This is a genomic window from Paenibacillus sp. NRS-1781 (genome assembly GCF_050467745.1).
GTDB lineage: Bacteria > Bacillota > Bacilli > Paenibacillales > Paenibacillaceae > Paenibacillus > Paenibacillus terrae_A.
The window spans coordinates 100891-114154 of the sequence record NZ_JBITPI010000016.1 but is presented as its reverse complement, the minus strand read 5'-3'; the positions used below and the strand labels follow the sequence as shown (position 1 = coordinate 114154).

Sequence of the window (13264 nt, the reverse complement as noted above, 5' to 3'; positions counted from 1 at the left end):
TTTTTAATTTGTTAAACGAACAAAAGAATTACCTTTTTCTAAATTATAAAGGAAAATATTGACGAAATAGCATCCTAATGATAATATAAAATTGTATTTTTTTTCAAATCAAAAGAAAGGGGAGAGATAAGAGATTCCGATTGCTATTTTATGAATACAACAATCAAATAAAATGATATGGAGGTTAAAGAAATGCCGAAGAAAAAAGGAATGATCATGGCTTCTTTTTCATTGGTAGTGGCTGCTTCTTTACTGGTTGGCGGGGCTAATGTTGGTGCAGTAGCTTCTAATTTGGAAAGCACTTCTGAAATAGAGTCCACGAGTGTTAGCTTGGCTGCTACGGACATACCTGCAAAATTTAAGCCATCCGTAGAATGGGTTTGGAAGAATAGAATCGTCAAAGAAGGCTCGACCAACCGTAAAAATTTGATTTTTGATCAAATATATGCGGGAAAAGGGACGCTAAATTATGTAGTGCGCTGGCAATCTCCCAAAAACCTCACGCTTCAGCAACGCAAGGATATGGCTTCCATGCTGAGTCGCCAAGTCAATAATTGGAATAAGCAGTTGAAGGGGTATGATGGCTGGTCGTATGACAATATTACAGTAAAAATAGTAGGCTGGGCCGTTGCAAATCCGTCTCAGATTCTTAACAAACAATCAAATGAAATCGTTTACACTGACACGATTACAGATGATTTAAGCAAAACGAACCCGAGTATCCCTGCTAAGCTTCCAGGTGCTCCTGACGCGCTTTCCAGATTTGAGCATTTTACAGATCCAAACTATGCTTATCCTGGTGGCTTGGACAAGCGGTTTGATATGTATTTATGGGGGACAGCCAATTTTCAAGGTGGAGCCGGTGGTGACTGGGGACAACGCATGCCCGATGATTATATCCTGAGCACCCTGAACTCTGATGAAGTCCATATTACAGAGCATGAGATGGGGCATGGATTTGGCTTGCCAGACTTTTATGAAGAAAGTGATCGTCCACCCGGTGGGTTTCCTACGCCAACCATTATGTGGGCCGGAAATTCTTCCAAGATAACAGAGTGGGATACCTGGATGTTGCGTTATACCTGGAGCCAGGTCAAGAAGGATACCTCTCGTTTTCCTACCCGATAAAAGATACGTAGAATAGTGCAAAGAAGCTGATGAAAAGGACCGTTTCTTCCAAAATCAAATTCTGTGATGGAATTGATTTTAGTGGAGAAGCGGTTTTTTCGTTTCACAAAATACCAGTTTCTTGAACATGAAGGGGCGACTTCGTTCCAATATGATATCGAAATACCTAATTTAATTCATTAAGGAAAATATTGACGATGCAATAATCCAGTGATAATATGATTTGAGATTATATTACAAAAAACGACAAGGAGGATTGATAGATTATCGTTGATCTCATAGATCATACAAAAACACGAAAAACGAGGTGATTGAATTAATCGTTTCAGGAAAACTACCGTAATCATATTAAATAGTTATGGAGGTATATGTATGTTGAAGAAAAAAGGAATGATGGCAGCTTCTTTTTCTGTGGTGATTGCTAGTTCATTACTGATGGGAAATGCTAGTTTTGTATCGGCGGATGCGCATATGAATGGGAGTGCCGTGGTTGCGGCAACAAGTAACTCGACACTGGCTGATATGCCAGCTTATCTCAAATCATCAGTGGAGTGGGTTTGGAAGAATAGAATGCTGACCGAAGGCTCGACTAACCGTAAAAACTTGATTTTTGATCAAATTTTTGCGGGAAAAGGAACTCTAAATTATGTAGTGCGCTGGCAATCTTCTAAGCCAGTTACGCTTCAACAGCGTCAAGATATTGCCAGAATGCTAGGTCGTCAGATGAACCATTGGACGGAGCATCTCCAGGGATATGATGGCTGGCCCTATAAGAATATTAAAGTGAAGGTGGTAGGCTGGGCTGTTGCCGATCCTTCACTGCTGCTGGACAAGCAGCCAGATGAGGTTGTTTATACGGATACGATTGCAGATGGATTAGCTTCCGAGCAACCGGAAATTCCTGCTGCCCTTCCCGTTGCGCCTGATGAAATATCCAGATTTGAGCATTTTTCAGACCCCAACTATTCGTATCCGGGTGGATTGGACAAACGCTTTGATATGTATCTCTGGGCTACAGAAAATTTCGGTGGGGGAGCCGGCGGCGACTGGGGACAGCGTATGAGTGATGAATACATTCTGAGCACGTTGAACGCTGATGAGATTTTGATTACCGAACATGAGATTGGGCATGGATTTGGATTAAACGATTTCTATGAAGCACACGAGCGTCCACCGGGCGGCTTCCCAACGAACACCATTATGTGGGCTGGTGATTCCGATCATATCACCGACTGGGATATTTGGATGCTGCGTTATACCTGGAGTCAGATCAAAAAGGATACTTCTCGTTTTCCAAGCACGACTAAAGACGACGAGGGTCCAGTTGTAACAGATCCGAATGAAATCGTGAATATTGCGCCTGCGGCAACGGCTAGCAGCTCTTATACTTCATCTTGGGAAAATGTGAGCGCACTCAATGACGGCTTTGAACCGGCCAATTCCAATGATAGAAGTCATGCTGTATACGGCAACTGGCCTGAGGTGGGAACGCAATGGGTTCAATATGATTTTAATCAAGAACATATGCTATCTCAAACGGATGTCTATTGGTTCAAGGATGGCTCCGGCATTGATGTTCCCAAGTCTTACAAGATTAAGTATTGGAACGGTCAAGGCTGGTCTAATGTCAAGCAGGCCAAAGGATTGGGAACTGTGGCAGATCAATATAATACGACCACTTTTACACCTGTGAAAACAACGAAATTAAGAATTGAAATGGTATCCAAGGGTTCCGCATCTACCGGAATTCTGGAGTGGAAAGTAGCAGCTATTAATAAATAACTCTATAAAGCTCAGCTTATGCTAAACAAGGTTGTCTCTTGCGATATTGCGGGAGACAGCCTTCTTTAATGAATATATCTGGAACTCGTTTTTACTGGCGATTGTATCGACCTTCCTGACTTGGGTAATTGCCGTCATAATTGGTGTGGTTGCTGCTTATAAGCAGTATTCGTGGTTCGATACCCTCGTCATGGTGGTGATTTTTGCTGCGATGTCTGTTCCATCTTTTTTTATCGGGCTGTATGCTCAATACAGGTAGTGCGGAGTACATAAGAGGTAGGTGATCTTACACCATGAACAATGTACTTTTGAGTGAGCATTTAGGCACTCATTTTTATACAGAAGAAGGCACGGTCAAGGCGGTGGATGATGTCAGCTTCCGTGTGAAGTCGGTGGAGACGGTATGTATTGTCGGCGAATCAGGCTGTGGCAAAAGCATCACTGCGATGTTAATCATGGGTCTGATCCAGAGCCCTGACGGTAAAGTGGCAGGCGGAAGCATCCGTTTTGAGGATACCGATCTGCTGGGGCTTAGCAGAAATGAGATGCGCACGATTCGCGGTCATGAGATATCTATGATTTTTCAGGAGCCGATGTCATCGCTGAATCCGGTCATGACCATTGGGGAACAGTTATCCGAGCCGCTAGTCGAGCATTTGAAAGTGGGCCGCAAGGAAGCGCACTAGCGGGCGTTGGAGCTAATTCCCATATGTCTCTGATGCTGATCACCCATGATCTGGGCGTTGTTGCAGAAATGGAAGATTACGTCATTGTGATGTACGCAGGCAAGATTGTCGAGGAAGGCGAAGTGGTACAGCTATTTAATCATCCCAAGAGCATCCTTACACGCAAGGATTGCTAAAATCCAAGCCGGTGCTAAATCAGCGTCAAAAGGAACTGTACTCCATCCCTGGACAAGTGCCTAATCCACTGGAGCTGACAACATCCTGCTATTTTCATGACCGCTGCTCCAAGGAAGTACCTCTCTATCGTGAGGCTCGACCAGATCATTGGGTGGCTTGCCATTTGGCTGAATGAAACGGCAGACCGTTCACTGTATCAGATCGGTTCTGCTGTTTCAGCGGCTTCTTTGGATGTTATGAATATATTGATATTAGACGGGATACGACAAGTTACCGGGTTTGTTTTTCTTCAATAATGTAAGTTTTCTGGGTAGGCGGTTCATATGTACTAAATTGGTCAAGTAAGCCCTTTGGGTCTGTATCCACAAGTGCCATTGTACGGTATTTTTCATGCAGAAATTGCTCCGCTGACATATGATTAAATAATGAAACGAGAGGATCATAAAAAGAGTTAATGTTTAAGAGTCCGCAAGGTTTATTATGGAGTCCTAGTTGAGCCCAGGTGAACATTTCAAAAAATTCTTCCAACGTTCCTGGCCCGCCTGGCAAGGCAATAAAGCCATCTGCCAACTCAGTCATTTTAGCTTTTCTCTCATGCATGGAGTTTACAATGATAAGCTCTGACAAGTTCTTATGGGAGATTTCTCTGTTTTCCAAAAAACTTGGTATGATGCCGATTACATGTCCGCCTGCTTCTAATACCGAATCCGCAACAGCTCCCATGATGCCAACACTTGCCCCTCCATAAACAAGCGTGATATTGCGTCTAACCAATTCTCTACCAAGGGATTTGGCACCTTCTCTATAAACATCAGCTGCTCCATTACTTGACCCACAAAAAACGGCTATTTTTTTCACTTTGTAGCGCCTCCTCGTAAAATGTTCATCATCATATTATACCTGACTTTCAATATTTGATAAACTTGAGAAATGAAAATGGAGGCTGGTGAAAATGAATATTGCTGAATTCCAAGAGTGGGTAAAAGATTACTATGAAAGCAGGGGCTGGTCAGAGTTAGATATTTTTATTCGTATCGGCTTTTTAGCAGAAGAAACGGGCGAGGTGGCACGAGCGATAAGAGCTTTGGAAATCGGTAGAGATAGACCTGACGAATCAAAGGGCTCATTTGAGGAAAACAAACAGGAGCTTATTGAAGAATTAGGAGATGTATTAGGCAACCTAATTGTAATAGCCAATAAATATGATATTCCTTTAGAAGAAGTATTTCACTCCCATAAAAAGAAACTATCAGAACGTTATTCTAAAATTTAATTTCTTTCATTTACGAAAGAGCAATGATAACACGATGATATCTCAATAGCGGCGGCAGTCTGAAACTTTTATGTTCAAATTTCAGACTAACGCTGTTTTTTTTCATTCGGTTAGTTTAATCCATTATGTTCATAGGACATCAGATTGGGTTGACAACCCACCCGAAACATCGTTATATTAAATGATAATCGTAACTATTACTATTTATATGAAAATTATGTCCATTTCCGTGTTCGTCCATCCAGTGGCAGGGGTGGAGAGCCTTCATGATTGGCATATATCACAAGGAGGAGCTTTACATGGCTAAGAAGTCGAAAGTAGTAAAAGAGAAGAAGCGTCAGGAAATTGTAACTAAATATGCAGACCTGAGACGTGAACTGAAAGCAAAAGGGGACTACGAAGCATTACAGAAGCTTCCGCGTGACTCTTCCCCGACTCGCCTGAAAAGCCGTTGCGAGCTGACAGGCAGACCGAGAGGTTACCTGCGCAAATTCAAGCTGTCCCGTATCGCGTTCCGCGAACTGGCTCATAAAGGCCAAATTCCAGGCGTTACGAAAGCAAGTTGGTAATCAGGTCATCTGTGCTCTTAACCTGATGCAGTGTATCACAGAGGGGTGAACAGGGAATGCTTCGCGTCACAGGATGACGTGGAGCATTCTTTTTTTATGGCATTTAAATCGCTGTTTGTATTGCTTCTCCCCGAATGGTTAGGTAAAATATGGACGGGTTAAAAATAATACATAACAAAAGATTACATAATGTGGCGATATCAAATTATGTATACCTCAGGAGGAAAGCTACAGGATGGATGAGCAGCAGAAAAAAGATTCATTTTGGAGTCTGGTGAAAAAGGGGAACAAGTCCTCAGGCTCGGCGGCACTGGGTAATACCGGTATTGCGATAATTAAGGGGATTGCTTTTGCCTTGACAGGCAGCGGTTCCATGTTTGCCACCATGATGCATTCGATTGCAGATGCGGTGAACCAGGTGTTTGTATTCGCTGGCAGTGTGCTGGCAGAGAAAAAGCCGACAAAGCGCTTTCCTACTGGCTTTGGACGGGTGATTAACCTGTTCTGTATGTTCGCGGTTATTGTCGTAACGATCATGGCTTATGAAACCGCGTTGGAAGGCATCCATTTGTTGCAGCATCCGGCTGAATCCACGCATGGATTTTGGATTAATGTGGTGGTCCTGATTTTGTCTCTGGTGGTTGACGGGTTTGTATGGAGCAAAGCGATGAAGGAAGTGCTGCATGAATCCAGAATGGAGGCGAAAGGGTTCGGCATTTTCACCTCTGCGTTTCGCAATGTGGGACGTGCTGCACCGCCAACTCGTCTGGTGTTTTATGAGGATCTGGTAGCAACAACGGGTGGTGTGCTTGCTCTGCTGGCTGTTGTGGTTACCTCGCTGACAGATTTTAAACTGCTGGACGGGATATCGAGTATTCTCATCGGTTGTCTTATGGTAGGCGTTGCGTTTCGGGTTGGCTACGACAATATGGTGGGCTTGATTGGAGTATCTGCTCCCCCTGATATCGAAGAACGCGTGGCATCCATTATTCTTGCAGATACGCATGTGACGGATATTTACCAAATGCGTATTTTGCAGGAGGGACGCTATTATCACGTAGAAGGGCTTATCGAGCTTACACCAGGAATGACACTGGCAGATGCGGACGATATCAAATTCAGAGTCGAGGATGCTTTGTTGCGTGATCCTAATATCTCAGATGCAGCACTTGGTATTCTGGAGGATGACGGGATTAAAAACTGGAAATCAGAAAAGCCCAAAGCCTAGAAACGATAAATCCAGGCGAATCTGGACGAAGCTTGGAAATAGCGTAAAACAAGAACTTCCATGACCAAAGCAACGTGGCGTGGAGGTTCTTTTGCGTTTTGCGATATTGTTCTCTACCCCTTTGAATTTAGGCGGATTGTTAGATACAATGAAAGCGTTAACAAAAAAGGCGAAAACGAATGTGTCTCATGGGGAGGAAATACAAATGAGTCTTCTGAAGGAGGCTTGGCCTGCTTCGCGGCTCGTCACGGTGCTGGCTGGCGGCGCGTCAGATGCAGCAAGGCAGCGGTTAAGGCATGAGTGGACGAAAAGACTGCGGGTGACTGTTTCTGAGCCGAACTATACCGGGCTTTGGAAGGATATTGAGCGTGTCTGTGAGAATAACCGGGAAACGCCATGGCCGACGCTTTCGTTGTCTCTGTTCCGGCAGTTTGCGAATACAGGGGAGCGCAAGCCATATGAGGATGTGTACTTTGAACGGCGTGGACGACTGGTTGCCTTAGTGCTGGCCGCCGTTGCCGAACCGGAGTCTTGGCGGATCCAAGAGGTGGAAAGCGGTCTGCTGGACATCTGTGGGGAGTATACATGGGCACTTCCTGCACATGTCAGCGAAGAGGACACGGTGACGCCGCCCTGGCAGCAGGTGGATTTATTCGCTTCCGAAACCGCGCAAACGCTGGCTGAAATCATTTTGCTGCTAGGTGAGCAACTGGATAGTCTTGTGGTCGCTCAGGTGCGTGGTGAGGTAGAACGACGTGTTTTAGAACCTGTATTCTGGGAGCCGCGTCATTTTCAGTGGGAAACAGCGGATCACAACTGGGCGGCTGTATGCGCTTCTGGCTGCGGAATCGCTGTGTTGCTGCTGGCAGAAGACGATCCACGCAAGGCTGCGGCTATCGAGAAAATGCTCGGTGCGCTGGACTGCTTCTTGGCAGGGTACAGGGAGGACGGTGGTTGTCCCGAAGGAGTCGGCTACTGGGTGTACGGCTTTGGCCATTTTATCTATTTTGCCGCCATGCTGGGAGAACTTACCGAGGGGGCTGTGGATGTCCTCAGCTCGGAAAAAATTAGGCAAATAGCAGCCTTTGCGGAGCGGGTTCATCTGTCGGAAGGCATTTTCGCCAATTATTCGGACAGCAGTGAAACCGAACGTCTTCCTTCCGGACTTATATCTCGTTTGAATGCTTTGCAGGGACGACCGTCTACACTGCCTTTCCGCATACCGGGTCTACTGGAGGACCCTTGCCGTCGTTGGGCGCATGTATTGCGAAATTTGGTCTGGACGGAACCTTTGGCCTTTGGGAACAGTGAGGCTGTAGTCGATTATTTGCCACAACTCGGGTGGTTGATGTGCCGCAGCCAAAGCCACAACCACAGTATATGTGGAGCTTTGACAGTTGAACAGGGCCCAATATTCTCCTTTTCAGCTAAGGGGGGGCATAACGATGAACCGCACAATCACAATGATCTGGGACATTTTATCCTTCATGGCGGTGGTGAAAATCTGCTGTGTGATCTGGGAGCCGGCTTATATACTAAAGCCTATTTCTCACCGGGGCGAGAGTCGATCACCAACATTTCCTCTGGCGGTCATTCTGTGCCTGTTATTAACGGGATCATGCAGCAATTAGGTGCAGAGGCACAGGCAGTTGTGCGGGATATTGCCTTGGGAGAGCAAGGGGCCGCACAGGCGGGTACAGGGCTTAAGCTGGATTTGACATCTGCGTATCCCGTAGAGAAATTGGCACTGTTCACCCGCTCATTTGCATGGCATGTGTTGGAGGGGAATGAGGGGGCGAAGCTTACCGTCACAGATCATTTTGAGTTTGAGACGTCTGACGGGAGCATACAGCCGTGGGATGTGCAAGAGAACTTGATCAGCCGTATTCAGCCTTATACGGGAACAGGCTTTGTGGAATGGAAGGGAGTGAATGCAGCGGTCAGGCTGGATTATGATGCCAGCGTGCTGCGTCTGGAGGTGGAGGCTGTGCAGCATTTGGATCATGACGGGGGACCGTTTGTGTTTTATAAAACATCGTTAGGGCTGGCCTCGGATCGCTGTGGCGGCGCTGCAAGCATGGATTGCGAGCTGTTTTTTACCATAAATCATTCTTCATTTTGAATGGGAGGCTGACAGAATGAATAAACTGCACACAGGCAACGTGTATCCTTGGCAGACGGAGCTGGAGGAATTTATAGAACGGTTGGAAATCGGGCTGAATCGAGTGGAGGACGGCTGGACTCACCAACGTAAGCTTGCTGTGCTGGAAAAGCTGGTTCGTGCTTATACCCCGCATCAGGATGAGAATGGGGCCATCATCGACCCTCATTCTGATAGTGAACGGTATTACTCAACTCCATCCTATGCTTTGGCAGCGGCGGTACTGGTCAAAGAAGGTCGGTATGACTTGCTCGAATCCGCTGCTGCGGCTTTAACGCATAGCATCGCATGTGTGGTGGAAGAGAGGGCCCCGGATCACCATCCAGACTTTTTTCCGATCATGATGATGGGGGCATATCGGCTGCTCAAAAACCTGCTGCCAGAGCAGGCCACAGCATGGAAGCAGCAGTTGAGCCAGATTCAGCCGGAAGATACCTACATTTTTACGATGAGCAAAATGAAAAATCCGAATCGTATGATCAACTGGAACGCGATTATGATTTCCGGTGAGTTTATGCGTGCGGCAGAAGGAATTGCCGCGGATTCGGAATGGATGGAGACGTATATCCGTAGTTATCATTTGCCTCGCTTTACCGGATTGGGATTGTATCAGGATGGTCCGCTGGACCGGCCCAATAGCCCGTTCGCCTACGATATTGTCACACGCTTTCATCTGGGTGTGATGCTGGAGGCGGGATATGATGGCGGGTGTGCCCCTGAACTGCGCGATCATCTTCACAGAGGAGCGCTCAGCTCACTGCTGACGTTATCCCCGCACGGGGAAATTCCGCCGCGTGGAAGAAGCGCTCAGCATCAGTGGAATGAAGCGGCGGCGGCCTTCGTTTTCACGACACATGCGCAGCAGGCTTTTGCAGCGGGCGAGCATGGGCTTGCAGGCGCATTCCGGCGGGCAGCGGACCTGTGCTGGCAGGCAATTGGCCGCTGGCAGACCGACGAAGGCAAGCTGCATATCGTCCGCAACCATTATTCGTCCGAGGCTCGGCATGGCTTCGAGGTGTACTCGAACCATACCTGCTACAGTCTGTGGACGGCTGCTGCGCTGGCTTATACACTTCTGCACGGAGCGGATTTGGAGCGCATTTCACCATGCTCAATTCCGGCGGAAATGGGCAACCGAGTGCTGGAAACGGACGGCTGGTTCCAGACCGTCATTGCGACCGTAGATGGGCAGCAAATGCTCGTGCAGACATCGGTCAATGACCCGTACAATATTCCCGGCATCGTGCGTATTCAGCGTTCCACGCTGCCTCCGCTCATCGGTCCGTCCTCGGCGGGGCATGCAGACCGCGGCTTTACAGGCTTTGCGGAAGGGGATATTTTCCCGCTCAGCTATACCCCGGCCTGGCAAACGGAGGATGGGAAATGGCACAGCCTGTCGGAAGGCATTCCCGGCACGCTGGGGTTCGACCGGGATGGAGGTATTGATCCGTTGGACGGTGGGGGATCGGTACAGATGGAGCAAAGCACCACATCTGATGGAGAGACTGATTTTACGTTGTTGTGGAAGGGTCCGTTTCCGGGCGTGTGGGAAATTCGAACGCAATATCGGCAGGTACCCGGCAAAATTGAGGTGACATATGAGCTTCAAGGCAATATTCAGGCTGTGGGGGCACTTATTCCTTTAATGGCGTATGACGGACGGGAACGCAGTGTCATTCACCATGTCATGTCGGCAGGTGAAGAAAAGGAAAGCATTCGGGTGGAATATGCAGGTGCGAATCTGGAAGTTATTCCAGCAACGAAAGGAACGAATGTCGTGTGGCCAGAAGATCTGGCTGCTGTGGCCTGTCGAAATGGATTACTCAAGGGAGCACGTTTGGAATGCGAGGGTAGCCGTATCTCTTTTATTATTCATTTGCCAGCATAAATAAGGACCGGAACAATCGGATTTTAACATGTGGAAAAGGGAGAGTGAAGAGCAATGACTGAAACAGCAGCATGGCTGGAACAATCGTGGGAGCTGGCCTTGGACAAAACGCTTGCCTTGGCGGCAAGACTGGGGAACGCCTTTCCACATGTTGCAGAAGGTGGACGTTATGATCATCGTGAGGAAGAATGGTGGACGGCAGGCTTTTATCCAGGTTTGCTGTGGCTGGTAAATCGGGCACGTCCTGACAGCGGAGCTGCCAGCATTGCACAGCAGTGCGAGGAACGTCTGGAGAAGGTGCTCTACAACAGTGAAGCCGTAGACCATGATCTTGGCTTTATTTGGCAGCCCAGCGGTGTGGCAGCCCATCGGTTGACTGGAGAGTTGGAGTCCAGAAGACGCGGGTTGTTAGCCGCTAACCTGCTGGCTGCGCGTTTTAACGTGAATGGCCGTTTTATTCGCGCGTGGAATTTCCACGCCAAGGACATGGATACGCGGGGCGTAGCGATTATAGACAGTATGATGAATCTGCCCTTGCTCTATTGGGCTTCGCAGGAAAGCGGGGACCCGCGTTTTGCCGCTCTGGCTGTGCAGCATGCTGATACCGTAGCGCGTGAGTTTGTCCGTGCTGACGGTTCGATTGCGCATGTGGTCGAGTTCGACCCGGAGATTGGAAAAAAACGCGCCGAGCACGGCGGACAGGGATTTGCACCCGGCTCTGCCTGGGCACGTGGCACGTCATGGGCTTTGTACGGTTTTACGCTTTCGTACGGGTATACACGCGATTCGCGTTATTTGAAGGTAGCCGAGAGCACGGCAGACTTTTTCCTGTCCCAACTGGGCGATGCTTGCCTGCCTGTGTGGGATTTTAGAGCGGAGGAGGGACACCGCGAAGCTTGGGATTCGTCTGCTGCGGCGATTGCAGCGAGTGGCCTGCTGGAGCTAGCAAAATATTCGACGCGTGCGGAGCATTTTACGACGGCAGCAGCATCCATTCTCAAGGGCTTGCATGAGACATGTACAGCATGGGAGCAGGATCATGAGGGACTGCTCATGAATGGAACTGTACATTATCCCGAGCAAAAATACATTAACGTGCCCATCATCTACGGCGATTATTTCTTTGTCGAGGCACTGGCAAAATTGCGTGGAGAAGAAGGCTTGTTTAGTGTGTAATTCGGGATGCGGAAAATCTACGGCAGGCCGGACTATTATTTGCGTAGGTATCTTGTAGGGCCGATGAAGGCAGCGTGTGTGTAATTTCATTTACATATACGCTGTTTTTTTATAACCGAAATAGCTGATTCAATTCGATGCTAAAGAACTACTTCTAGCAGGAGAGAGGAGATAGCTTTGTCTAGTTCATACTAAATCAGAGTAAAAATATTGAAGATAAGCTCTTAGCTCTTATAAAATTTTCATTTTAATGCATGGATATAGGTCCTCTTGCTTGTTTATAAGAATTGATTCGTAAATTGACAAATGAGGTAGGCATCCGTATGATAACTTCTTGGACAAAGGGATAAATTGGGTTTTAAATCTCATTTAAAAAGGAGTTATGCATCACCATGGAAACTGCTAATGATAGTGAAAAACAGATATACGGAGGGTTTTGGAAACGGACGGCTGCATTTTTGATTGATCTGATTATTTTAATTGTAATGGTTCTTTTAGTAAGCGGAGTATTTTACACGATGCCATTCCTGCTGGACATGGAGGAGGTTGGCTTCATAAAAGCATTATATATATTGTGGCCACTGATTTTTTGGCTCTTAGTGCCGTGGCTGTATTGTGTGCTTTGGGAGTCATCAAATGCACAAGCAACGCCGGGCAAGCTTGCGTTTTCTCTTATTGTCGTGAACGAGGAAGGAAAACGGCTTGGATTCATGCACGCTTCGGGGCGTTATTGGGTTAAAGCCATATCAGGTGCGATTGCACATATTATATATATCGTTGTTGCTTTTACTCCAAGAAAACAGGGACTACACGATTTCTGTGCCAAAACCTTGGTTGTGAATAAAAAAGAGCTGCAACGACATGAACAGCATCCGTCTTTATCACCAGTATCTACGAATGTCATGAATTGATGAACAGAGAAATTTAGAAAACGATTCCTGTAACAAATTCCGAATTTGATGAAGCAAAAGTAAACAAGGAACCAGCTATTGCCCTGAAAGCATTAGATGGTTTCTTCGTTTTTTCATTATGCCATGAAAACCTCCCTTGCTTAACCTACCTCTTTATCATAGCTTTTCCCCAAAAATGCGATTATAGCGGCCGTTTGCAGTGTAGCGGAGGATTGAGTTTGGAGAATCGCCCTTTGTTTTACGGAGAAATCTCTTCCTTCTTCATAGCGAAATAAAAAAATGTGA

At 47.0% G+C, this 13264-nt stretch carries 11 protein-coding genes and 2 pseudogenes; 12 read left to right on the top strand and 1 reads right to left on the bottom strand.

The window, feature by feature from the left end; all coding sequences use genetic code 11:
* Positions 1-192: 192 nt before the first annotated feature.
* The 5 genes and pseudogenes from ACIFO6_RS06550 to ACIFO6_RS06530 all read left to right on the top strand — a co-directional run bounded on the left by ACIFO6_RS06550 (position 193) and on the right by ACIFO6_RS06530 (position 4069).
* Entirely contained in the window at positions 193-1128 is a 936-nt protein-coding gene (locus ACIFO6_RS06550) for a dockerin (RefSeq protein ID WP_430039211.1), read from the top strand.
* A gap of 372 nt (positions 1129-1500) precedes the next feature.
* On the top strand, positions 1501-2910 hold the full coding sequence (locus ACIFO6_RS06545) for a discoidin domain-containing protein (RefSeq protein WP_430039209.1): 1410 nt from the start codon (positions 1501-1503) through the stop codon (positions 2908-2910).
* A 64-nt stretch (positions 2911-2974) separates the two neighbouring features.
* Positions 2975-3154 (top strand): annotated as a pseudogene (locus ACIFO6_RS06540) (diguanylate cyclase); the annotation flags it as partial.
* 49 nt (positions 3155-3203) lie between these two features.
* Positions 3204-3948 (top strand): annotated as a pseudogene (locus tag ACIFO6_RS06535) (ABC transporter ATP-binding protein).
* Positions 3869-4069 carry a hypothetical protein gene (locus tag ACIFO6_RS06530; RefSeq protein WP_430039344.1) on the top strand — a complete coding sequence of 67 codons (201 nt, stop codon included), beginning with the start codon at positions 3869-3871 and terminating at the stop codon, positions 4067-4069. Before ACIFO6_RS06535 ends, ACIFO6_RS06530 begins: the two are co-directional and overlap by 80 nt.
* Here ACIFO6_RS06530 and ACIFO6_RS06525 read toward each other — a convergent pair.
* Complete coding sequence (locus ACIFO6_RS06525) at positions 4044-4631, bottom strand: TIGR00730 family Rossman fold protein (RefSeq protein ID WP_430039207.1); 588 nt, start codon at positions 4629-4631, stop codon at positions 4044-4046. The genes ACIFO6_RS06530 and ACIFO6_RS06525 overlap by 26 nt on opposite strands.
* A gap of 94 nt (positions 4632-4725) precedes the next feature.
* Between ACIFO6_RS06525 and ACIFO6_RS06520 the strand changes: the two genes are divergently transcribed.
* From ACIFO6_RS06520 to ACIFO6_RS06490, 7 genes are all read left to right on the top strand, one after another.
* Complete coding sequence (locus tag ACIFO6_RS06520; RefSeq protein WP_025685550.1) at positions 4726-5046, top strand: MazG nucleotide pyrophosphohydrolase domain-containing protein; 321 nt, start codon at positions 4726-4728, stop codon at positions 5044-5046.
* A 299-nt stretch (positions 5047-5345) separates the two neighbouring features.
* Positions 5346-5615: a 30S ribosomal protein S14 gene (gene rpsN / locus ACIFO6_RS06515; RefSeq protein WP_134909863.1), complete on the top strand. Its 270-nt coding sequence runs from the start codon at positions 5346-5348 to the stop codon at positions 5613-5615.
* Between the two features lie 235 nt (positions 5616-5850).
* The gene (locus ACIFO6_RS06510) at positions 5851-6843 is read left to right on the top strand and encodes a cation diffusion facilitator family transporter (RefSeq protein WP_430039205.1); all 993 of its coding nucleotides are present in this window, start codon (positions 5851-5853) and stop codon (positions 6841-6843) included.
* Positions 6844-7048: 205 nt separating this feature from the next.
* Positions 7049-8965 (top strand): hypothetical protein, encoded by a 1917-nt coding sequence (locus ACIFO6_RS06505; RefSeq protein ID WP_430039203.1) that lies wholly within the window; start codon positions 7049-7051, stop codon positions 8963-8965.
* Between the two features lie 16 nt (positions 8966-8981).
* A complete protein-coding gene (locus ACIFO6_RS06500) occupies positions 8982-10892 on the top strand; it encodes a glycosyl hydrolase (protein ID WP_430039201.1) in 1911 nt (636 codons plus the stop codon).
* A 54-nt stretch (positions 10893-10946) separates the two neighbouring features.
* Positions 10947-12068, top strand: coding sequence for a glycoside hydrolase family 88 protein (locus ACIFO6_RS06495; protein WP_430039199.1), 1122 nt, complete (start codon positions 10947-10949; stop codon positions 12066-12068).
* Between the two features lie 392 nt (positions 12069-12460).
* Positions 12461-12979, top strand: a complete 519-nt coding sequence (locus ACIFO6_RS06490) for an RDD family protein (protein ID WP_430039197.1) — start codon at positions 12461-12463, stop codon at positions 12977-12979.
* Positions 12980-13264 lie beyond the last annotated feature (285 nt).

What these genes read in the sequence shown, in the direction of transcription:
- ACIFO6_RS06550 (WP_430039211.1), top strand. Translation starts at nt 193, where the DNA reads ATGCCGAAGAAAAAAGGAATGATCATGGCTTCTTTTTCATTGGTAGTG.
- ACIFO6_RS06545 (WP_430039209.1), top strand. Translation starts at nt 1,501, where the DNA reads ATGTTGAAGAAAAAAGGAATGATGGCAGCTTCTTTTTCTGTGGTGATT.
- ACIFO6_RS06530 (WP_430039344.1), top strand. Translation starts at nt 3,869, where the DNA reads ATGACCGCTGCTCCAAGGAAGTACCTCTCTATCGTGAGGCTCGACCAG.
- ACIFO6_RS06520 (WP_025685550.1), top strand. Translation starts at nt 4,726, where the DNA reads ATGAATATTGCTGAATTCCAAGAGTGGGTAAAAGATTACTATGAAAGC.
- rpsN (WP_134909863.1), top strand. Translation starts at nt 5,346, where the DNA reads ATGGCTAAGAAGTCGAAAGTAGTAAAAGAGAAGAAGCGTCAGGAAATT.
- ACIFO6_RS06510 (WP_430039205.1), top strand. Translation starts at nt 5,851, where the DNA reads ATGGATGAGCAGCAGAAAAAAGATTCATTTTGGAGTCTGGTGAAAAAG.
- ACIFO6_RS06505 (WP_430039203.1), top strand. Translation starts at nt 7,049, where the DNA reads ATGAGTCTTCTGAAGGAGGCTTGGCCTGCTTCGCGGCTCGTCACGGTG.
- ACIFO6_RS06500 (WP_430039201.1), top strand. Translation starts at nt 8,982, where the DNA reads ATGAATAAACTGCACACAGGCAACGTGTATCCTTGGCAGACGGAGCTG.
- ACIFO6_RS06495 (WP_430039199.1), top strand. Translation starts at nt 10,947, where the DNA reads ATGACTGAAACAGCAGCATGGCTGGAACAATCGTGGGAGCTGGCCTTG.
- ACIFO6_RS06490 (WP_430039197.1), top strand. Translation starts at nt 12,461, where the DNA reads ATGGAAACTGCTAATGATAGTGAAAAACAGATATACGGAGGGTTTTGG.